Below are 21,226 nucleotides of genomic sequence, written 5' to 3'. Positions count from 1 at the left end.
AAACACCCAGCGAGCGTAGGGAGGATTCGTGAGCCAGGGCGCATCGAAAAAACACACCCGCACAGCCAGCGAAGAGGGCCTTGCAGCCTTCGGTGCCGAGGTGCGTCAGCTGCGCAAAGCCCGCCAGATGACACTGGCTGAGCTTGCAAACAGCAGCGGTGTTTCGATCAGCCATCTCAGCGCGATTGAGCGCGGCACCGTCAGCGCCTCGCTCAACAAGATTTCACGCATCGCCGATGCCCTTGGTGTTCCCGAGGAATGGTTTTTCAACCACCGCCCCGGCTCCGGCCCGCTTGAGCGTGCCTATGTCGTGCGTCAATCCAACCGTCGAAATCTGAACCTGCTTTACGACGAACCCATCGAGCAATCTGGCTATGCGGATCAGTTGCTATCAAGTTCAATTGGCGGTGGGTTTTGTTTGGGCGTCTCAGATTACCGCCCCTATTCCGAACAGGTCGTAGACCAGTACTTCTCGCGCGATGGTGAGATGCATGGTGTCGTTCTGGACGGTGAGCTGGAACTGGTGCTCGAGGACGAAACCGTCACCTTGCGCACTGGGGACAGTTTCAGCTTTCCCGGAGAAATTCTGCACGTCCTGCGCAACGTAACCGATCAACCCGCGCGCATGATCTGGGTGAACTCACCCGTCATCATCCCAAGATTCTCAGCACTTGGCGCTGATGAGCAACTGCCACAGTCAAACAAGAAAAAGAACGGATAACGCCTGCTGGCACCTGAAGTCGCGGGCGCGCCTGCCCGCAAGCAACCTAACCGGACAGATGCCCGGACACGAAGACAAACAGGGAGTAAGCAAATGAGTTCGATTTTCAAAGGGTACGTTTCCCGACGCTCCGTTCTGGCCGGTGCTGGTGCATTGGGCGCGGCCAGCCTCGCATTTCCGCATATGGCTGTTAGTGCCGATGGCTCGGTCCTGACCATCCGGTCCTATAGCGATCTACAGGTGCTGGACCCAGCCTTCTGGCTCGCGCTGCCCGAGGCCGATATCATGCGGTCGATCTATGCCCCGCTGGTGTCAAACCAACAAGGCGATGAATGGAACTGGCGGCCGGTTGCTGTCGAAAGCATCGAACAGTTGGACGACCTGACCATTGCATTCAAACTGCGCGACAATATCGGTTTCACGGACGGCTTCGGCCAGATGACCGCCGATGACGTCAAATTCTCGATTGAGCGTATCGCGGATCCGGCCAACGAAAGCCCCTATGCCGGCGATTGGAGCGCTTTGAAAGAGGTTGAAGTCAAGGACAACCTCTCGGGCCTGATTCACCTGAAAAACAAGTTCGTGCCGCTTTGGACGACCACACTGCCGACGCCAGCCTCTTGTATCGTTTCGCGCAAGGCGGTCGAAGAAATCGGCGGCAAGATTGGCTCTGAGCCGGTGGCACAATCCGGTCAGTACATCCTGACCGAATGGGTTCCCAAGCAGAAAACCGTTCTGAAGCGTAACCCGGACTGGGCCTATGAGCCGGGCGGTTATGAAGAAATCCACATTTTGCCCATCGAGGACCCCTCGACCGCCGAGCTAGGTTTTGAATCGGGCGATCTGGACTATACTTGGACGTCGGTATCCTCGCTGCCGCGTCTCAAGGAAAACCCGCCTGCGGGATCGGTTGTCGAGGAAAAACCCTCGCTGGCTTATGTCTGGCTGGGCATGAACCAGGACAACGAAGCGCTGAAAGACGTGCGCATCCGCCGTGCCATTCAGCACGCGATTGACCGGCAGACTGTGGTTGACGCGGCCTATTTCGGCGCAGCGGCCGTGGGCAACGGCATCATCGCCCCCGGTTTGCCCGGCAGCCGGGACAGCGTGACTTATGACTACGACCCCGAAAAAGCCCGTGAGTTGCTGGCCGAAGCCGGTGCGGAAGGCATGACCGTCACGCTGGACATCCTGAACCAGTCCGAGCGTCTGACGGCGGCGCAGGTCATTCAGGCTAATCTGGCTGAGGTCGGCATCACCTGCGAGATCAAGCAGAATGACAGTGGTACATTCTGGACGCTGGGCTCGAAGGACGGCGACTATTTCATGAACCTTCAGCTGGTGCTCAGCCGGTTCTCGATGAACCCTGACCCAAGCTGGGCGACCGTCTGGTTCACACCGGAACAGGTTGGCGTCTGGAACTGGGAGCGCTTTAACAACGAAGAATACAAGGCCCTGCACGAAGAAGGCCTGGTCGAAAGCGATCCGGCCAAGCGCGATGAGATCTACAAGAAGATGCAGGGTCTCATGGATGAAAGCGGCTGCTACGTCTTCCTGACGCATGAGGTTGTTGGCCTGATCCACAAGGATACGGTTAATCCGGGCCTCAAGCCGAATGGCGAGCCACTTCTGCCGCTGTTCAAACCCGCCTGATCCACGCAAACGGGCGGCGCACTACCGCCCGCACGCCTATAGGGGGCGCGTATGCTGAGCTATTTTATCAAACGGCTTGGGCTGGCTGCTGCGATCGTGTCGGTCGCCATGTTCCTGCTGTTTTGCATGATCTACCTGATCCCCGGCGACCCGGCCTCGGTTGCATTGGGACCTCGGGCGACCGAGGAAATGCGCGCTGCCCTGCGCGAGAAAATGGGGTTGAACCAGCCAGTTCTGGTTCAGTTCTGGAACTTCTACATTGGGGCATGGACAGGTGATCTGGGCGACGAAGTTCTGTCAGGCCGCCCCGTCACTACGGTCGTTTTCGAACAACTGCCCTATACGCTGGCCCTGATCTTCGGCGGCATCACGTGGTCGGTTGCTCTTGGCATTCCGCTGGGCTGCTGGGCGGCGGTCAGCCGCGGCAGCTGGGCCGACCGGATCGTTGGCATCCTGTCCGTTGCAGTGATCGCGGTGCCCTCCTTCGTGATCGCGATTTATGCGCTGCTGATCTTTGCCGTCGAACTGCGCTGGCTGCCAGCCATTGGCGCTGGTGAACCCGGTAATCTCGGCGATCAACTTACCCATCTGATCCTTCCGTCTCTGGCCGTTGGTCTAGGCTGGGTCGGTTACATCGCCCGCATGGTGCGCGCGTCAATGCTCGAAGTACTTGAGGCCAGCCATATCCGCACCGCACGTGCGTTTGGCTTGCCCGATCGAACAATCACCTACCGCTACGCTCTGTCGATTGCGATCCTGCCCACGGTCACGTTGCTGGGCGTGGGTATTGGTCAGATGCTCTCATCGGCGGTCTTTGCCGAGATCGTCTTCGCCCGCCCTGGTGTCGGCAAGCTGGTCTATGACGCCATCCTGACCCGCAACTTCCCCATCGTGACAGGCACCGTTCTGATCACCACCGTCCTGTTCGTTCTGCTCAACCTGTTGGCAGACCTCATTATCGGAGCTTTGGATCCCCGTGTCAGAAGCAGTTTCTAATCCCGCCCCCGGGCGCATGGCCGAGCTGTGGCGCCCGATCCGCAAAATCCTTCGAGAGCCTCTGGGCGCTTTAGGATTGTTCCTGGTGCTGTTCGTGATCTTTGGCGCTGTCTTTGCCGATCTGCTCACCAGTTGGGACCCGACCAAGATCAACCCGCGTGACCGGTTCCAAGGCCCAAGCACACAGCATCTGATGGGCACAGATCAACTGGGCCGAGACCTGTTTGCCAGGGTGCTGCATGGCGGGCGGATCGCGCTGTTTGTAGCTCTGGTCTCCACCGCTGTGTCGCTGGTGATCGGTATCGTGCTGGGCTTGATCGCGGGCTACGGGCCACGTTGGCTGGACAACCTGATGATCCTGCTCTTCGACGCAATGAAAAGCTTTCCGACCGTGATGCTTGCCCTTGCGCTGGTGACGCTAATGGGCCCGTCGCTGACCGCCGTGATGGTTGTTGTCGTTCTGGTCACTGTACCCGGTTATGCGCGAATTATCCGAACCCAGACCATTGCACTGAAAACCTTGGAATATGTCACCGCTGCGCAAAGCATGGGGGCGTCTTCGGCGCGTATCCTGCGGGTGCACGTTCTGCCAAACGTGATCGGCCCTTTGGTTATTCTCGCATCGATGGACATCCCTGTCGTCATCGGCATCGAAGCAGGTATGAGCTTTCTGGGCCTCGGCGTGCGGCCTCCGACCCCAAGCTGGGGCTCGATCCTGAATGACGGTTTCACCAATATACGAGACACCGCCTGGATCGCTATTGCAGGCGGTGTGCCGATCATCATCACAACGCTGGGCTTTACTTTCCTGGGTGAGACGCTGCGGGACGTGTTCGATCCTCGGCTGAAAGGACGCTGATGACCACGCTGCGCATAGACAATCTGAATGTCAGCTTCTCAACCGAGGCCGGGCCGCTGCACGCCTTGAAAAACGTCAGCTTCGATGTGCCCGAAAATCGGATCGTTGGCATCGTGGGCGAATCTGGCTGCGGCAAGTCAACGTTGATCAACGCCATTCTGGGGCTGCTGGCTGACAATGGCAGCATCGACGGTGGCTCGATATCGTTCGAAGGGCAGGATGAACTGACCACTTTGCCCCCATCACGCATGCGAGATTTGCGTGGTCCGCGGATCGCAACTGTGTTTCAGGACCCGATGGGCGCGCTGAACCCCGTGATATCGGTCGGCAAGCAGATGCTGAATATCCAGTATCGCTCGTCCTTGCCAAAAGAGGAAAAGCTGAACCGTGCGGTCGAGATGCTGGAATTAGTGCGTATTCCCGACGCACGTGCTGCCTTGGCGCGCTATCCGCATCAGTTCTCGGGCGGGATGAAACAACGGATAGCTATCGCCATGGCCTTGATGATGGAGCCTGCCCTACTCATCGCGGACGAACCTACAACTGCGCTGGATGCGACGCTTGAAGTGACAACGATCGAGCTGCTCAAGGATTTGCAGCAAAAAATCGGCTGCTCGGTCATGTTTATCTCGCACCATCTGGGTGTGATCGCCGAGCTGTGTGATGACGTGGTGGTCATGTATGCGGGCGAAGTCGTGGAGCGCGGCACCGTCCGGCAGATTTTCCAGGACCCGCGCCACCCCTATACGGCGCGGCTGCTGGAATGCGACCCGGCACGGCAAAGCGAGCGCACCCGTCATCTGCCGACTATCCCCGGAGAAATCCCCGATCTGCGCGCGCGACCCACTGGCTGTATTTTTGCCAACCGCTGCGACCGCGTGAGGGACGCTTGCTTGGCACCGCCACCCGACAAGGATATCGGCGACGGCCATATCGCCCGCTGCTTTGTCGCAGATACCCCAGCTGAAACCGGAGTGACGGCATGAGCAGCGATCCCATCCTCAAGGTCGAAGATGTTCAGGTTTCTTTTCCGGTCGGAGGGCTGGGACGCAAAAGCGCAATCCTAGGCGTGGCCGGGGTCAGCTTTGAGGTCAACCGGGGCGAAACCTTTGCCCTGGTCGGCGAAAGTGGCTCCGGCAAAACGACGCTTGCGCGCGCCGTGAACGGTTTGCAGGAGATTAGCGCCGGTGCCATCACTTTTGAGGACCAGCGCATCGACGAACTGGACCGAAAAGCGATGAAACCTGTTCGCAAACGTATGTCGATGATGTTTCAGGACCCAGTGGGCTCCCTCTCGCCCCGTATGACCGTGGGCGATCTGGTGACGGAACCGTTCCGCATCCACGGCATCGAAGGCCGCAACTTGCGGGAAGAAGCCGCGCGTCTGCTGACTTTGGTAGGGTTGCCGACCAGTTTCGCTTCGCGTTTTCCGCATCAGTTGTCTGGTGGGCAGGCCCGACGGGTCGGCGTGGCGAGGGCCATTGCGCTAGACCCGGCGTTGATCATCGCCGACGAACCCACTGCTGGTCTGGATGTGTCGGTACAAGGCGAAGTCCTCAACCTGCTAAACGACCTTCGCGAGCGGTTGGGCCTGGCGATGGTGATCATCACGCACAACCTGCACGTGGTGCACCACGTGGCGGATAGAACTGCGGTCATGTATCTCGGCCGTTTTGTCGAGGCAGGCGACACCGAACAGGTGTTCAGTTCACCTCAACACCCCTATACGGCGGCGCTTCTGTCGGCCAATCCTGAACCCGACCCAGACAAAACCCATGACAGGATCACCCTTCCTGCCGAAGTTCCCTCGCTGTTGGCGCGACCCGCGGGATGCGAGTTCCACACCCGCTGCCCATGGGCGCAATCAAGATGCAGTGTGGATGCGCCGGAACGGCAGGTCACAGACGGACGCGCAGTTGCCTGTCATTTCCCCCTTGAACCCGGCGCCCGCCCACCGGAAATGGAAGAACAGGCCGCATCATGAGTGAAATCGAGGTCATTGAAACCGTCTGGATTCCCATGCCCGACGGGACAAAGCTCGCCGCTCGGCTTTGGCTGCCTGAAACGGCCAGAACTTCACCACTGCCCTGCATTCTGGAATACATTCCCTACCGGCGTCGAGATCGCACGCGCATGAGGGATGAGAGCATGCATCCTTATTTTGCAGCCGCAGGGTACGCCTCTATCCGAGTGGATATTCGCGGGTACGGCGACAGTGAAGGTGTGGCCGAAGACGAATACTCGCATCAGGAAATCCAAGACGGCCATGACATCATTCAATGGATTGCCGCTCAGGAGTGGTGCGATGGGAATGTCGGAATGTTCGGCAAAAGCTGGGGGGCATACAATGCCTTTCAGGTCGCTGCGACGCGACCTCCGGCGCTGAAAGCCATTGCGCCGGTGATGGGCACGGATGATCGTTGGCGCGAGGACATTCACTTCTATGGTGGGTGTCTGGCCAATGACAATTTCTGGTGGGGCTCAATCATGCAGCTCTACAATGCGATGCCGCCCGACCCCGAGATCGTCGGCGTCGATCGCTGGAAAGACATGTGGCGAGAGCGGCTCACAGGCGCGAAATTCTGGCCTGCCATGTGGCTGGAACACCAAACCCATGACGAAATGTGGCGGCGCGGATCGATCTGCGAGAACTACGCGGATGTTGAGGTTCCGGTGTATTTTTTCGGCGGCTGGATGGACCTGTACCGGGACACGCCCTTCCGCATTGTCGAGCACCTGAAAGGCCCCGTGAAAATCCTGATGGGACCCTGGGCGCATCTTTACCCGCATGAAGGCGTCCCCGGACCAAAGGCCGATTTTGTCGGTGAGGTGATCCGTTTTTGGGATCATTGGCTCAAGGTGAAAGACACCGGCCTGATGGATGAACCCCCGCTGCGGTTTTTCCTGCAAGACAGTGCGGCCCCCTCGGGCACCCATCTGCAACGCACTGGACGCTGGGTCGAAGAACCCTCCTGGCCGTCGCCCAACGTGTCCGAGCAGACGCTCTGGCTGAACGACCAGACTCTGGACGAAACGGAACAGACCGGGCCCGCGATGTCGATTTGCTCGCCGCAGACATTCGGTGCGGCTGCAGGCGATATGTGCTCGTTCGCGATCCCCGGTGATATGGCTGCGGATTGCAGGATCGACGCCGGGGGTGCTTTGCAGTTCAAAGGGGCGCCCCTTAACGAACCGATGGACCTGTTGGGCCAGCCCAGTCTTGACCTCACGGTGTCCGCCGACCAGACACAGGGATTTGTCGCCGCGTTGCTGGTGGATGAAGCCCCGGATGGCGCGCAAACGCTAATCGCGCGGGGTTTTTGCAACCTCAACCATCGCGACAGCAACACTCAACCTACGCCGATCACGCCCGGTGAAGATATGACCGTTAAGGTTCCTATATATGGGACCGGCTACCGGGTACCAGCAGGTCACCGCATCACGTTGCAAATCGCCTCGGCTTATTGGCCCGTCCTGTGGCCTGCGCCCCAGCCTGTGACGCTGACGATTAAACCCGGTACGTCGCGACTAAACCTGCCGGTCCGAACTTCACCAATCGACGCGCCCGAGCCGCGTCCGCTGCCGGAACCTACCGCCCCGGACGTCCCCCCTCGAAAAACGCATGTGCGCGATGGGTCCATGGAACGCTCGGTCCACACCGACCTGACGAATGGCGAGATGACCCACCGTTTCTTTCTGGATGGCGGTGTATTTGGCCCGATCGGGGATTTCCGCCTCGATGACATCGGAACGGTATTGAGCGACGTGTCAGACCGGCGCTACACGATCCACCCAAGCGATCCCTTGTCCGCCGTCGCCACCATGGAGCAAACGGCCGGTTTCGACCGGGAAGACTGGTCCGCAAAGATCTGGACCTACTCCGAACAACGGGCAACGGCGACCGAGTTTCACCTGACCTCACGCCTCAAGGCCTGGTCGGGCGAAGAACTCATTTTCGAAGAAGAAGAAACGCACATCATTCCCCGCAACGGAATGTGAAGAAACACACTATATTTTGCCCTTGTGGCCAGAGGAGCACCCCAATGTCAGCCTTCCCCGAATTTGGGCCGAGAGCCGAGACACATCAATTGACCATCGGCGGCGTCACCATGCGGGTCGTGGTCGAAGGGGATGGGCCGCCAATCGTGTTCGTCCCCGGCGGCGATCAGACGGCCGAGGCCTATTCCGAGCAATTCTCGCGTCTGTCAGATAACTTTAGATGCATCACTTATGATCCCCGGGGAGCGGGTGACACGCAGTCGCCCCCTCCACCTTGGACCATGCATGATTACGCAGCGGATTGCGCGGCGGTGATTGACGCTTTTGCCGGCGGGCAAGCTACCGTATGCGGTCTGTCGCTGGGCGGGCTGGTCACGCAGCAAACCGCGATAGACTTCCCAGACAATGTGCGACTAGCCATTCCGATGGGAACTTCGGCGTATATTGACGGGTTCACGCGCGACTGGATGCAGGCCGAGATCGACCTGCGCAAGGATGGCATCACCCTGCCTGACTATTTCTTGGCGCCGCACTATGCCGTTTACGCATTCCCGGCCAAGGCGTTGCACGAGCCCGAACTTTGGGAGCAGCTCAAGGCATCCTACACCGAGCGTTTTCGGGATCGCGACCCGCAGGCAACAATTGATCAGTGGGAAGCCTGTTTGGAATTCGACTGCCGCGAGGGGTTAAAAACCTGCCCGGTCCCGATACATGTCATCGCCTTTTCCGAGGATGTTCAAACTGCTCCGGTCATGTGCAAGGTGGTTTCTGATCTTGCGCCGAACGGCGTGTTTCACGAAATTCCCGGCCTCGGCCATGTTTCGATGACCCGGCACAAACCGGATATCGTGGCGGCAAAACTGCGTGAGATTTTGACCGCCGAATTGGTGCAGCAATAAGCGGCTGAAGGGTCTAATGAGAATTGCAATCGCAGGATTTCAGCACGAGACCAACACCTTCGTCGACACACCGACACAGCTGAGCGACTTTGAACAGGCCGACAGCTGGCCGGAATTGCTTTGTGGCCAAGACGTTCTGAACACCACACGGGGCATGAACCTACCTATAGCCGGTTTCGCAAAAACTGCCTTGGCGGATGAGGTCGAGTTGCGCCCCATCCTGTGGTGCGCTGCTGAACCGGGCGGCAATGTTGCGGATCACGCTTTTGACACCATTGCCGAACGCATCACCACAGCACTGGCGGACATGACGCAGTTGGATGGGGTCTACCTGGACTTGCATGGTGCCATGGTCACAGAGTCCTGGGATGATGGCGAGGGAGAGCTGTTGTCACGGATCAGGCAGGTCATCGGGCCGGACCTACCGCTTGTTGCAAGCCTTGATATGCACGCCAATATCTCGAGGCGAATGGTGGATCTGTCGGATGCGATGACCATTTTCCGCACCTATCCGCATCTGGACATGGCAAACACAGGCGCGCGGGCCTTTCGAATGATGCGCGACATCTGCACAAATGGCCCGCCTGCAAAAGCGTGGCGCCAAGGTGAGTATCTGATCCCGCTGCACAGTCAGTATACCAGAGTTGACCCTGCCAAAACGCTCTACAACGCGCTGGATGCCTTTGATGGGCCGGGCGCGCGACTGGTAGAACTCGCTGTGGGATTTACTGCAGCTGATACCGCTGATTGTGGACCGTCTGTTTTGGCCTACAGCGCGTCTCAGGCCGAGGCAGACGCAATGGCGTCCCAGTTTTTCGCCAAGCTCCAGGCAGCTGAAAAGCAGTTCGATACCTCCTTGCTAAGCTCAAAAGAAGCCATTGAAACCGCACAGCGTGCAAGCGGCAGACGGCCCGTTGTAATCGCGGATGTGCAGGACAATCCGGGGGCTGGAGCGTCGTCCGACACGACAGGATTGCTACGTGAGCTTGTGCATCAGAATGCGCCGCTAGCCATACTCGGGCTCCTGCATGATCCGCAGCTTGCCGCCAAGGCTCACGAATTGGGCAAAGGTGCCGAGTTCGAGGCTGAGATTGGCGGCAAAAGCCCCGGCGACGCCCCCTACAGGGCTCAGGTGCGAATACATCACCTGAGTGACGGTCAATGCCGCTATACGGGTGAAATGTACGGCGGTGGTGTTGCAACGCTCGGCCCGTCGGTCGCATTGCAGATAACCGGAACGCAGATCCATGTCCTTGTCACCAGCATTCGAAATCAATGTCTGGATCTGGCGCAAATACGTTTGTTCAATCTGGAACCGGAAGATGCGCGGATACTATGTGTCAAAAGCACGGCCCATTTCCGCGCCGATTTTGAGCCCATCGCTCAGGAGGTCTTGATATGCGCCGCGCCGGGGCAATTTCCATGTGAGCTCGCGGATGTCAGCTATACAAAACTGCGCCCTGGGGTTCGTAAAATCTAAAGATGATGGCGGATCTGTTGCAAAGATCTTGCTATTGACGCTCACGAACGCAGAGGGTGAATAGCGGCCGGAGTATTTCAGCCGAAAGAAAGTTCATGCTTTCGCAGCTTCGGAACAAACCTGCCTCCACCACATTCTTTGCCCGGACTTTGGAGGACAACTGCCTTCCGAGAAAGTACGTTGTCGACAAAAGAGGAGCTAACACGGCTGGCATCCAGGCCATAAACAAAATGTTGAAAGGCTTTGGTTGCCTAGTCCCAAGTGAAATGGTCTGGCGGGAATACTTGAACACCTTTGTGGAACACGATCGCCATTTCATCAAAAGACGAACCCGCCTGATGCTGGGACTCAAAGCCTTCGCATCAGCATGAGCAGCGTTGAACGGAATAGAAGTGGCGCACGTGATCCTAAAAGGCCAAATCACGTACGGGCTCTGTCCGTTGCGCCAGTTCGCGGAACTTGCCTCTTAAACTTGTTGCTACAGCGCGTTCTCTTTATCCAACCAAAACTTCGCAACAGAACCACCTCGACCCTAGTACAACTCTTCTTGATGGCGATCGTTTGCTGCAGACGAATTGCTTCCAACATTCAGACGGTGAGACAGGACTTACTCTACTATGTTTCGGGAAATTCAGCCACTTTAGTCCATAAATTGGCGTAGTCCAATATATGGGTTTCCAGAGGGATTTGGGGCCTGCCTAATAGTGAGGATTTAATGCAGGTTTTTCTCGACCGCAGCGATTGAGTTCCAGCGGGTTGGGAGGAAAACATGTCACAAATCACTATTAAGGGCGCGCAGATTTGGGATGGCGTGTCAGAAACGTGCTATCCCGGTGCAGTCACGATTACGGGAAACAAGATTTCCGCAATCACCAAAGGCGAAGACGCTTCGTCAGACGTGTCGGGTGAAGTCATTGACGGCACGGGCCACACGCTGATGCCGGGCATGGTCGAAGGTCATTGCCATCCCAGCTTTACCGGGGTTGGCGAGCCATGGGAGCTTGGTCAGCTTTGCCCCGAGCAGCATATGTTGCTGACGGCGCAGAACCTACGCTTGCTGCTCAGTCACGGGTTTACGTCGATCTTCGAAGCAGCCTCGGCCAAACCAATGCTAGGTGTCACGGCACGCGACGCGATTAACGAGGGTTTGCTAGATGGGCCACGTATGCGCGCCTCAAGCCCCGAGATCACCACCACCGCCGGTTTGGGGGATGAACGCAAACGGCACATCTACCAGGAGAGCTTTGGTCTGGTTGCCGATGGCCCAATCGAGATGCGGCGCGTAGCGCGCGAATGCGTGCGCGATAACGTCGACAACATGAAGATCAATATCTCGGGGGATGAGTTCGTATCCTTTGCGCGGGCCGAAATCACACCACTGGAAGATGATGAACTGGCGGCTTTCATAGCTGTTGCCAAGAAGTACGGTAAAACTGTTGCAGCTCACGCGCGTTCTTCTGAGTCGGTCAAAATGGCTGTGCGTCATGGCGTCGATTGCATCTATCACTGCGATTTCGCGGATGAAGAAGCATTGGACATGCTGGAAGAGGCCAAGGATCGCGTCATCCTCGGCCCCGCTTTTGGACTGGTCCACAACGCCACCCGCGAGGGAGATGCCGTCGGTCTCACCAAAGAAGTGGCCGAGCAAATGAACCTATTTCGCAAGTTCGATGCCACCTGCGCCACCTATCACGAAATCCGCAAACGCGGGCTGCGTGTGGCGGTCGGCGGGGACTATGGTTTTGCCATCACGCCGATGGGGCAAAACGCCCGTGATCTGGAGCACTTCGTGCGCTACTTCGGCTATTCGCCTGTCGAGGCGCTGCGCTGTGCCACAAACGTTGGCGCGCAACTGATGCAGATGGAGGATCAAATCGGTCAGGTGAAAGAGGGCTTCTTGGCCGACCTGCTGCTGGTCAAGGGCGACGTCACGCAGGATGTCAGCCTGGTTCAGCATCAGGACAATCTGTCGATGATCATGAAGGACGGGGTGATGTTCAAAGACCCCCGGACCGGCATCAATGCAGGCGGTTTGATCCGCGCTGCCGAATAAAATCAATACGTTAGGGAGGAAACGCATGCGTATTTTGAAAACCGCGGCCGCCGCCGCGACTCTGGGGCTGTTTGCCGGATCGGCGATGGCGGAAGGATATCAAGGGGTGCCGCGCACCTTTCTGTGGAACCCGGGCGCGTCGGAAATCTATGACGCCGCCGAGTACAAGAAAGAGGGGCCTTATACGATCGGGTTCTCGAACGCCTCAATCTCGAACCCGTGGCGTGTGGCGATGTTGCATGGCATCGAAGCGGCAGCGGAACGCAATGCCGACAAGCTGAACCGTTTCATCATTACCGACGCAAATGACGATCCCAGCAAGCAGGCTGCCGACGTGCAGGATCTGATCGCGCAGGGCGTCGATATCCTGCTGATCTCGCCTGCAACGGCCGAGGCGATGGACCCGGTCATTCGCCGCGCCAAACGTCAGGGCATCCCGGTAGTTCTGGTCGACCGCTCGGTACCATCGGATGAAAACTTCATCAGCTTCGTAACTGCATCTGACCAAGCACTTGGCCGCATCTCTGCGCAGTGGTTGGCTGAAAAGCTGGGCGGCAAAGGCAAAGTTGTCATGCTTGGCGGTCTGGCCGGGGCATCGCCTGCCGAAGCCCGCATTCAGGCAGCCATGGAAGTGTTCAACCAGTTCCCCGAGCTTGAGGTGCTGGAAACCCAATATACAAGTTGGTCGCCTGCCAATGGCAAGACCATCATGTCAGCGCTGATCCAAAAATACGGAGATGAGATTTCGGGTGTCTGGGCGGACTCGGGCCTGCAAGGTTCGGGCTCGATCGAAGCCTTTCTGGCCGCTGGATATGAGGCGGGTTCCATCCCGCCACACACAGGTGGTGACTTCAACGCGATGTATCAGCTTTCGGTGAACAACGATGTTCCGATGATCGGCATCGATTATCCGCCAGCCATGGGCGCACGTGCCTTTGAGGTTCTGTTTGACGTGCTCGACGGAAAAGGCATCCCGAAGCGGATCGAGGTGAACCAGCAGGTAGTTGTGTCTGAAGGGCACGAAACCCCATCCGTGCAGGCCGACGTGTTCGTCGCAGACTACGCGCTGATGGATAAGCCCGGCTCGGTGATCATGTCCTCTGGCGTCGGGGCCGACTACGATCCGGCCACCTTCTCGGCGGTCTATCCCAAGTAAACGGGATCAACTCAGGCAGGGGCGGCATCGCATCGCCCCGCCACCACGGGAGGAGAGAACAATGGCACAGCCATATCTGGCCGCGCGCGGCCTCAGCAAGTCATTTGGCCCCAATGAAGTGCTCAAGGGGATCGAGTTCGAAGTCCATGGTCATCACTCCGTCGCACTTTGTGGTGAGAATGGAGCCGGGAAATCGACCCTGATCAAACTGCTGACTGGGCTCTACACCCCAACTGGAGGGCATGTAGAGTTCGAAGGGAAGGAAGCGGGCTGGTCCGATCCGCGCCAGAGCCTCACCGCCGGGATTGCGGTTGTGCATCAGGAATTCTCGGTGCTGGGTGCGCTGTCAATTGCAGAGAACATCTACTTGGGCGCCGAGCCGCGTACCAAGTTGGGCCTGATCGACCGCAAGGCGCTGAAACAGAATGCGCAGGTTTTACTCGATGATCTGGGGATTTCTTTGAACCCCGATGATCTGGTCGAAACCCTGTCCGTTGCTGACAAGCAGATGGTCGAGATCGCCAAAGCGCTGCGCGTCGAAGCCAAGGTTCTGATCCTGGATGAACCCACGGCCGTGCTGAGCCAGAACGAGACCAAGCACCTGTTCCGCATCATCAATGACTTGCGGGAACGGGGGATGGGGCTGGTTTATGTCTCGCACCGTCTGGATGAGATTTTCGAGATTTGCACCGATATCACGGTGATCAAGGACGGGGTCGTAACCTCGAAAGGGCCGACCACAGATTACACACATGACAGCGTGATTGCTGCCATGGTGGGGCGCGAGCTAGGTGACCTCTTCCCGCACAAGGCCGCGCACCCAACGGCGGGTGAGAAGGTGTTGGAGGTGGAGAACCTTGTGGTGGCTCCGCACCTTCCGCCTGCCAATCTGGATGTCCATGCAGGCGAGATCGTCGGACTCGCCGGTCTGGTCGGCTCAGGCCGAACGGAACTGGCGCTGGCCCTGTTCGGGGCGGAGCCTTCGAGCGGTAATGTGACCCTGATGGGTGAACCGATGCCGCACCGTGATCCGGCGGGTTGTATCGAGGCGGGTATTCTGATGCTGACAGAGTCTCGCAAGGATGATGGTTTGTTCCTGAACTCGTCCGTCGCGCGGAACTTTGCGGCGACGACGCCGGGTTTTGGCGTACATCACAACGCCATCCCACCGGGGCATGAGGAACGTCGCGCGGCAGTTCTGAAAGAACGCCGGGGCGTAGTTGTTGACCATGTGGGTCTGCCAATCTCAGCCCTATCAGGTGGCAACCAGCAAAAGGTCCTGATCGCGCGCTTGCTCGAAAACCGGCCTAAGCTGCTGATCCTTGATGAGCCGACGCGCGGCGTCGATGTCGGTGCAAAATCCGAGATCTATAAGACCCTGCGTGAGTTGGCGGATGAAGGTATGGCCCTGCTGGTTATCTCTTCGGAGTTGATTGAGATCGTAGGGCTTTGTGACCGCGTGCATGTCATGCGCGACGGTGAACTGGCGAAAGAACTGGTCGGGGACGAGATCACCGAAGAGGCGATCATCACAGTCGCCGCTGCCGAAACATCAACCCATCACGGAGTAGCGGCATGAGCACGATCGCCCGCGCCACGCGCGCCCAGCCCGTTCATCTGGTAGTGGTCGCCCTGATTGCCATAGTCTTTGTGATTGGTATGACGTCCTCGGATCGTTTTGCAACCCCGCTCAACATGGCCAACGTGCAGGACCAGATGGTTGCTTTGGCGATTGTCGCCCTGGCGCAGACCATCGTGATCCTGTCCGGCGGCATCGACCTCAGCTATGCCGGGGCATTGAGTTTCCTCTGCGTGGTTTTTGCCGCCATTGCCGGAGATACAACGGGGACTTTGTTGTTGGCGATGGCTGCCGTGGTCGCGCTTGGCATCCTGATCGGCATGGTCAACGGAGGGATCACGGCCTATATCGGCGTGCACCCCCTGATCACCACGCTCGGCACCTCGACAATTCTTGCAGGTGCTGCGTTGTTGATCACGCGACAGCCATCGGGTTCGGTACCCTTGTTCTTCGAGGATTTTACCTATGGTCGACTGGGCGTGATGCCCTTCGGCATGGTGTTTGTCATCGCGCTGTATCTGCTGATCGGTTTCATGCTATGGCGCACGACGTTTGGTACCCGCATCTACGCCATCGGCGACAATGAGGCCGCCGCTGCCGTCTCGGGCCTACCGGTGAAACAGACCAAGGTGGCGATCTATGCCCTGTCTGGTCTGCTATGCGCCGTAGCGGCGATGTACATGACGGGGCGTTTTGGCGTCGGAGATCCGCGCGCGGGAGTCGGGTTCGATCTGCGCTCGATCACACCGGTGATTGTCGGCGGGACGTTGTTGGCCGGAGGCAAGGGCGGCGTTCTGGGAACCGCTCTGGCGGTGATCCTGCTGGCGTTTCTGGCCAACGTTCTGAATTTCATGAACATCTCAAGCTACTACCAGTGGATTGCCGAAGGTCTGATCATCATCGCCGCCGTTTCATTCTTTGCAGGAAAGAGCAAGTCATGACCGCGACAGCCACCAACCCCGCAAGCACCAAACCCAACCGCAACACCGTTCGCGCGACACAACGCCGAGAGTTGCTGATCCTATTGGGCTTTCTCGCCGTGATCTGGGCGGTGACAACTGCCTTGTCGCCAAGGTTTTTGACCCCGGCAAACCTGAAGGACATTCTGATCCAGGCCGCACCTTTGGGCTTTGTTGTAATTGGTCAGATGATCGTCATCATCGTCCGAGGGCTTGACCTGTCTGTTGCCTCGATCATGGCGACTGTTGCGGTTCTTTCGACCTCGCAGATTGATTCAACGCCGGTGATCTTCATCGTGGGCTTGCTGTTGGGCGCGTTCATAGGTGCAATTAACGGCTACCTTGTTGCCTATCGAAAAGTGACTCCGTTCCTTGCTACTCTCGCCACCATGATCGTGCTTCAAGGTGTGCGCTTTGCCTACACCAAAGGCGCGCCGGGCGGGACATTGCCGGACACGTTCCGTTGGCTCGCAACGGGCGATATTTTTGGTGTCCCTGTTGCGCTGATCGCACTGGCTATCGTGGGTTTCGGAATGCACTGGCTTCTGGAAAGAACCGTCTTTGGCCGTCGCCTGAAACTCTACGGAGACAGCCCGGACGCAGCGTACATGACCGGCGCGCCGACCCGCCTGTTGGTTGTTATGGCCTTTGTCATCTCGGGCGTGCTGGCTGCCATCGCAGGGCTGTTCCTTGTTGGCTATGTCGGTATTGTCGATAACTGGACCGGGCGCGGGTATGAACTGGATAGTATCGCAGCAGCTGTAATCGGCGGCGCGGCACTGTCGGGTGGCAAAGGCTCGGTGCCTGGCGTGTTACTGGCAGCGCTGATCCTGGTATCTTTGTTCAACATCGTCGTCATCCTTGGCCTGTCGATCGAGTTGCAGTTGGTGATTAAGGGTACGCTGATTATCCTCGCCGCAGCCGTTTACATGAAACGGTCGCAGAGCTGATCGGGAAGGCGTTCATGTCTCAGGATGACAAATCAAACGTGCAACGCATCGCGGCGATTCTGAAAGGGTTCGACGCCAGCAATACACCGCGCCGCACGTATGACATCCTTGAGGATTTGGGTGTTACCCGTTCCACCGGTTTTGGATTGTTGCGGGCGATGGTCGCCGCAGGTTGGTTGGAACGGTTTGATCACGGGTTTCTAAGGCTTGGGCCGAAAGCCCGCCAGATGATCTTTGCCGCGCTTGAAGTTCCCGAAACGACCGAAGGCAAGAAACTCCTCGCCCGGCCTGACCTATCAGGAGCCGAGATGCCAGAGAATACCCCAGATCTGGAATGGGATCCTGCGCTCGTCCGGACGGTCGATGCCGGCCGGTATCAGCGCCCGGCCCCGTATCGGATCGGTTTTTCCAACGCGTCAACCAGCAACGCCTGGCGTCGCGCAATGTTGCAAAGCCTGTTCTACGCGGAACGGATCGCGCAACCTCAGATCGACGGGCTTATCGTGCTGGACGCGCAGGATGACCCGACCTTGCAACTGCAACAGATCGACGAGCTTGTGGCAAAGGGGATCGACCTGCTGTTGATCTCGATCACTTCGGTCAATGATACGGCGCTGAGTGATCGGCTGGGAGAACTCGCCGCACAAGGTCTGCCGATCGTTGCCGTCGACCGGCGACCCAATGATCGGTCGTCGCTTGTGTCCTTCGTAACCGCCTCGGACCACCGGATCGGACGGATCAGTGCCCAGTGGATGGCCGAGCTTTTGTCGGGTCAGGGCCGGGTCTGGATGCTCAGCGGTCTGGACGGGGCGAGCCCAGCCCTGCGCCGGCAACAGGCCGCATTGGCCGTGTTTTCCGAATTCCCCGGAATTCAGGTCGAAAACGTCAGCTACACAGATTGGACTGAGGCAGGTGGATATGAAGCCGTCGACAGGGTGCTGGCCGAGGCGCAGCGGCCCCCGGATGGGGTCTGGTGTGACAGCGGTTTGCAAGGGGTAGGTTCAGTTAAGCGTTTCCTGGATGGCGGCTGCGATGTCCCTGCCCATACCGGCGGAGATCTGAACGAGATGTATAAACTGTGCCTACATCACAAGGTACCTATGGCAGCGCTGGACTACCCAGCCAGTATGGGCGCACGGGCGCTAGGGCTGGCGCTGGATATCCTCGGCGGAAATACTGTTCCGCAGCGTGTAGAAGAGCCCGTTCAGATCGTGTTGCCGCGAGGATTGGAAACGCCCTCGGTCAAGGCTGATAGCTGGGCCGAACTACATGTCGCCTGGGATTTTCCGGATGACGCCATCCTCTCGCAGGGCCCAGCCTTGCGCCAAGAAAAACGATCCGTCAAAGGGAGTGCTACAGCATGACCCAATCCGCCTATGAACGCGCAATTGACACCTTCCAGGCCGTTCTGAACGCACCCGCACATGAGGCGCATGGTTCTCCGGCAGAGTTGATCCGGGCGGCAGGGCTGCCTGCCAGCAGTGGATACCGGCACACCGCGACGCTTGAAGCAGAAGGAATGCTACGTCGGGACGCGCAGGGCTGTTACTTGCCCGGCATGTCTGCCATCCGGATTGGTTTGCAAGGATTCGGGGTCGGCCGCCTGGCGCCCTTGGTTCAACCTATTCTATTACAACTACGCCAAAACACGCAGCTGACATCGTTTCTGGCCATGGCACAGGATTTGGACCTTCATATGGGCCCTCATTCGATTGGGCGTGAGACACGCGGGACGACTCTTCAACGGTCCTACGGGTTCGAGACCATCCCGAGTTTCAACATCGGAGAGGTTACGGAAATCAGTCTGCGTTGGTTCGAAGGCCGCGTCGCCCGCTGCACCAATGTCGCCCTGATCCCAGTCGAAAGCACGGCCACCAGCATTGCCGTTATCGGCCTTGTCCTGGATGCCACACGCGGTGCTACCGATTTACAGACCCGTGCATTGCGGCAGGCCTACGGGCAAATCGCCAAGGAAGAGGTTTAGAGATGCAGGCCTTTTGGGACCGCCAACTCAAATTCTCAGAGGTCATTCCCGGTTTTACCCATGCTTTGGATCGTATGGCGCAAGACAGCGACGCGGTGGCTCAGGGGCGCTCTTTTACAAGAGCGGCCTATGGAGATCATCCGCGCCAATGGGTGGAATGGACCGAAGGCAAAGGTTCGAACTCGGTTTTGCCGGTCATCATTCACGGTGGCTATTGGCGGGCGCTGCAGGCCGAAGCGCATCGTTTCATGGTGCCCGCGTTTCTGTCAGCGGGGGCAAACGTGGCCAATGTCGAATACCGCCTTATGCCCGAGGTTCGATTGGCCGATGTCGTGGAAGACGCCAAAACGGCTTTGCATTTGCTGGCGCGGGCCTATCCCGCGGCGCGGTTCGTCTTGATTGGCCATTCCGCAGGCGCGCATCTGGCGTTATCTGCCCTGACCGATGACGCTCTGGCCACACGAACGCTGGGTGTTCTGTCGCTGAGTGGCATTTATGATCTGGCCCCTGTGCGCCTGTCTTTTCTGCAAGAGGAGCTGGCCCTGACGGTTGACGAGGTTGCGGAATTCACGTTGTCCCCGCAAACAAACCGGCCGCCTGTCCTTTACGTCAATGGCAGCACCGAAACCCCGGAATACCTGCGGGGCGGGGCACTGATGTCGCAATCCGAAAACGCTGGTTGGCATGTGATCGACGGCGCGGACCACATGTCGCTGACATGGGCCGCTTGCGACCAAGCCGACGAGCTTATGTCCAAACTCTATTCACTGGGAAACAGCAAATGACTCTGAACCTGCCCGAAATCGGAACATTCGTCGGTCGGATCTGGCTGCCGCAGGCACAAGGCCCCGCGGTGGTGACGCGGCGAAGCGACCGTCTTGTCGATATCACCTCGTCAGACACCCCAACGATGCAGGCACTTTTGGAGCAGCACGATCCGGCTGCTGTGGTACAGGCTGCAAACGGCACGGATATCGGCAGCGTCGACCAGATCACAGCCAACTCAACCGAAACACCTGACCCGTCCAAGCCCTATTTCCTCGCACCCTCGGACCTGCAACCGATCAAAGCCTGTGGTGTGACCTTCGTGTCGTCGATGCTGGAACGTGTAATCGAAGAGAAAGCAAAAGGCGATCCGGCCAAAGCCGATGCAATCCGGGCCCGCTGCACCGAGATTTTGGGCGACAGCCTGCGCGCGGTAGTGCCCGGATCTGAAAAAGCACTGGCTTTGAAAGACGCCTTGATCGCCGAGGATGTTTGGTCGCAATACCTTGAGGTTGGGATTGGACCTGATGCCGAGGTCTTCACCAAATCTCAGGCTATGTCGGCTGTTGGAGTTGGCGCAAGCATCGGGCTGCATCCGATCTCAACCTGGAACAACCCGGAACCCGAAGTGGTTTTGGCCGTCGACAGTGCTGCTCGTATCAAGGGCGCGACGCTGGGCAATGACGTCAACTTGCGCGATGTTGAAGGACGCTCGGCGCTTTTGTTGGGCAAAGCCAAGGACAACAATGCTTCTTGCGCTATCGGTCCCATGCTCCGGCTTTTTGATGGCAGCTTTGGTCTTGATGACGTGCGACGGGCTGAGCTATCGCTTCGGGTGATTGGTGAAGATGGTTTTGAATTGCACGGCAACAGTTCGATGGCCGAGATCAGCCGTGATCCGGAAGACCTCGTTCGACAGACCCGTGGCGCACATCATCAATACCCTGACGGCTTTTTCCTGATGCTGGGTACGCTTTTTGCGCCCACGCAAGACCGCGACGCGCCGGGTGGAGGTTTTACGCATAAAATGGGTGATCTCGTCGAAATATCGAACCCGCTACTGGGCACATTGGCCAACACTGTGCGCCTCTCAACCGAGTGCCCACCCTGGGTTTTCGGCACCAGCGCGCTGATGAAAAACCTTGCTAAACGCAAACTGATTTAAGGACATAG

At 58.2% G+C, this 21,226-nt stretch carries 18 protein-coding genes; all 18 read left to right on the top strand.

Annotation, left to right across the window (positions count from 1 at the left end):
* Positions 1-28: 28 nt before the first annotated feature.
* The 18 genes from J7394_RS23105 to J7394_RS04000 all read left to right on the top strand — a co-directional run bounded on the left by J7394_RS23105 (position 29) and on the right by J7394_RS04000 (position 21,218).
* A complete protein-coding gene (locus J7394_RS23105) occupies positions 29-721 on the top strand; it encodes an XRE family transcriptional regulator (protein WP_209251153.1) in 693 nt (230 codons plus the stop codon).
* A gap of 93 nt (positions 722-814) precedes the next feature.
* The gene (locus tag J7394_RS04085; protein WP_209251152.1) at positions 815-2,374 is read left to right on the top strand and encodes an ABC transporter substrate-binding protein; all 1,560 of its coding nucleotides are present in this window, start codon (positions 815-817) and stop codon (positions 2,372-2,374) included.
* Positions 2,375-2,425: 51 nt separating this feature from the next.
* A complete protein-coding gene (locus J7394_RS04080; RefSeq protein ID WP_209251151.1) occupies positions 2,426-3,370 on the top strand; it encodes an ABC transporter permease in 945 nt (314 codons plus the stop codon).
* On the top strand, positions 3,351-4,229 hold the full coding sequence (locus J7394_RS04075; RefSeq protein WP_371811928.1) for an ABC transporter permease: 879 nt from the start codon (positions 3,351-3,353) through the stop codon (positions 4,227-4,229). Before J7394_RS04080 ends, J7394_RS04075 begins: the two co-directional genes overlap by 20 nt.
* On the top strand, positions 4,229-5,215 hold the full coding sequence (locus tag J7394_RS04070; RefSeq protein ID WP_209251147.1) for an ABC transporter ATP-binding protein: 987 nt from the start codon (positions 4,229-4,231) through the stop codon (positions 5,213-5,215). Before J7394_RS04075 ends, J7394_RS04070 begins: the two co-directional genes overlap by 1 nt.
* Positions 5,212-6,213, top strand: coding sequence for an ABC transporter ATP-binding protein (locus tag J7394_RS04065; protein WP_209251145.1), 1,002 nt, complete (start codon positions 5,212-5,214; stop codon positions 6,211-6,213). The genes J7394_RS04070 and J7394_RS04065 overlap by 4 nt, the downstream gene beginning before the upstream one ends.
* A complete protein-coding gene (locus J7394_RS04060; protein ID WP_209251143.1) occupies positions 6,210-8,228 on the top strand; it encodes a CocE/NonD family hydrolase in 2,019 nt (672 codons plus the stop codon). Before J7394_RS04065 ends, J7394_RS04060 begins: the two co-directional genes overlap by 4 nt.
* Positions 8,229-8,272: 44 nt before the next feature.
* Positions 8,273-9,127 carry an alpha/beta fold hydrolase gene (locus J7394_RS04055; RefSeq protein ID WP_209251141.1) on the top strand — a complete coding sequence of 285 codons (855 nt, stop codon included), beginning with the start codon at positions 8,273-8,275 and terminating at the stop codon, positions 9,125-9,127.
* Between the two features lie 16 nt (positions 9,128-9,143).
* A complete protein-coding gene (locus tag J7394_RS04050; protein WP_247748033.1) occupies positions 9,144-10,607 on the top strand; it encodes a M81 family metallopeptidase in 1,464 nt (487 codons plus the stop codon).
* 769 nt (positions 10,608-11,376) lie between these two features.
* The gene (locus tag J7394_RS04040; RefSeq protein WP_209251139.1) at positions 11,377-12,660 is read left to right on the top strand and encodes an amidohydrolase family protein; all 1,284 of its coding nucleotides are present in this window, start codon (positions 11,377-11,379) and stop codon (positions 12,658-12,660) included.
* Positions 12,661-12,685: 25 nt separating this feature from the next.
* Positions 12,686-13,816, top strand: a complete 1,131-nt coding sequence (locus J7394_RS04035; protein WP_209251137.1) for a substrate-binding domain-containing protein — start codon at positions 12,686-12,688, stop codon at positions 13,814-13,816.
* A gap of 61 nt (positions 13,817-13,877) precedes the next feature.
* Positions 13,878-15,395: a sugar ABC transporter ATP-binding protein gene (locus J7394_RS04030; RefSeq protein ID WP_209251135.1), complete on the top strand. Its 1,518-nt coding sequence runs from the start codon at positions 13,878-13,880 to the stop codon at positions 15,393-15,395.
* Entirely contained in the window at positions 15,392-16,336 is a 945-nt protein-coding gene (locus tag J7394_RS04025) for an ABC transporter permease (RefSeq protein ID WP_209251134.1), read from the top strand. The genes J7394_RS04030 and J7394_RS04025 overlap by 4 nt, the downstream gene beginning before the upstream one ends.
* On the top strand, positions 16,333-17,304 hold the full coding sequence (locus J7394_RS04020; protein WP_209251132.1) for an ABC transporter permease: 972 nt from the start codon (positions 16,333-16,335) through the stop codon (positions 17,302-17,304). Before J7394_RS04025 ends, J7394_RS04020 begins: the two co-directional genes overlap by 4 nt.
* Before the next feature lie 14 nt (positions 17,305-17,318).
* Positions 17,319-18,668, top strand: coding sequence for a substrate-binding domain-containing protein (locus J7394_RS04015; RefSeq protein ID WP_209251130.1), 1,350 nt, complete (start codon positions 17,319-17,321; stop codon positions 18,666-18,668).
* On the top strand, positions 18,665-19,288 hold the full coding sequence (locus tag J7394_RS04010; RefSeq protein WP_209251128.1) for a helix-turn-helix domain-containing protein: 624 nt from the start codon (positions 18,665-18,667) through the stop codon (positions 19,286-19,288). The genes J7394_RS04015 and J7394_RS04010 overlap by 4 nt, the downstream gene beginning before the upstream one ends.
* 2 nt (positions 19,289-19,290) lie before the next feature.
* On the top strand, positions 19,291-20,073 hold the full coding sequence (locus J7394_RS04005; RefSeq protein ID WP_209251127.1) for an alpha/beta hydrolase: 783 nt from the start codon (positions 19,291-19,293) through the stop codon (positions 20,071-20,073).
* Positions 20,070-21,218: a fumarylacetoacetate hydrolase family protein gene (locus J7394_RS04000; protein ID WP_209251126.1), complete on the top strand. Its 1,149-nt coding sequence runs from the start codon at positions 20,070-20,072 to the stop codon at positions 21,216-21,218. Before J7394_RS04005 ends, J7394_RS04000 begins: the two co-directional genes overlap by 4 nt.
* The last annotated feature ends 8 nt before the right edge of the window (positions 21,219-21,226 follow it).

Origin of the sequence: Ruegeria sp. R13_0 (genome assembly GCF_017743995.1) — a bacterium.
Lineage (GTDB): Bacteria > Pseudomonadota > Alphaproteobacteria > Rhodobacterales > Rhodobacteraceae > Ruegeria.
The sequence above is the reverse complement of the archived record's forward strand: the minus strand, read 5'-3'. Positions and strand labels throughout refer to the sequence as shown.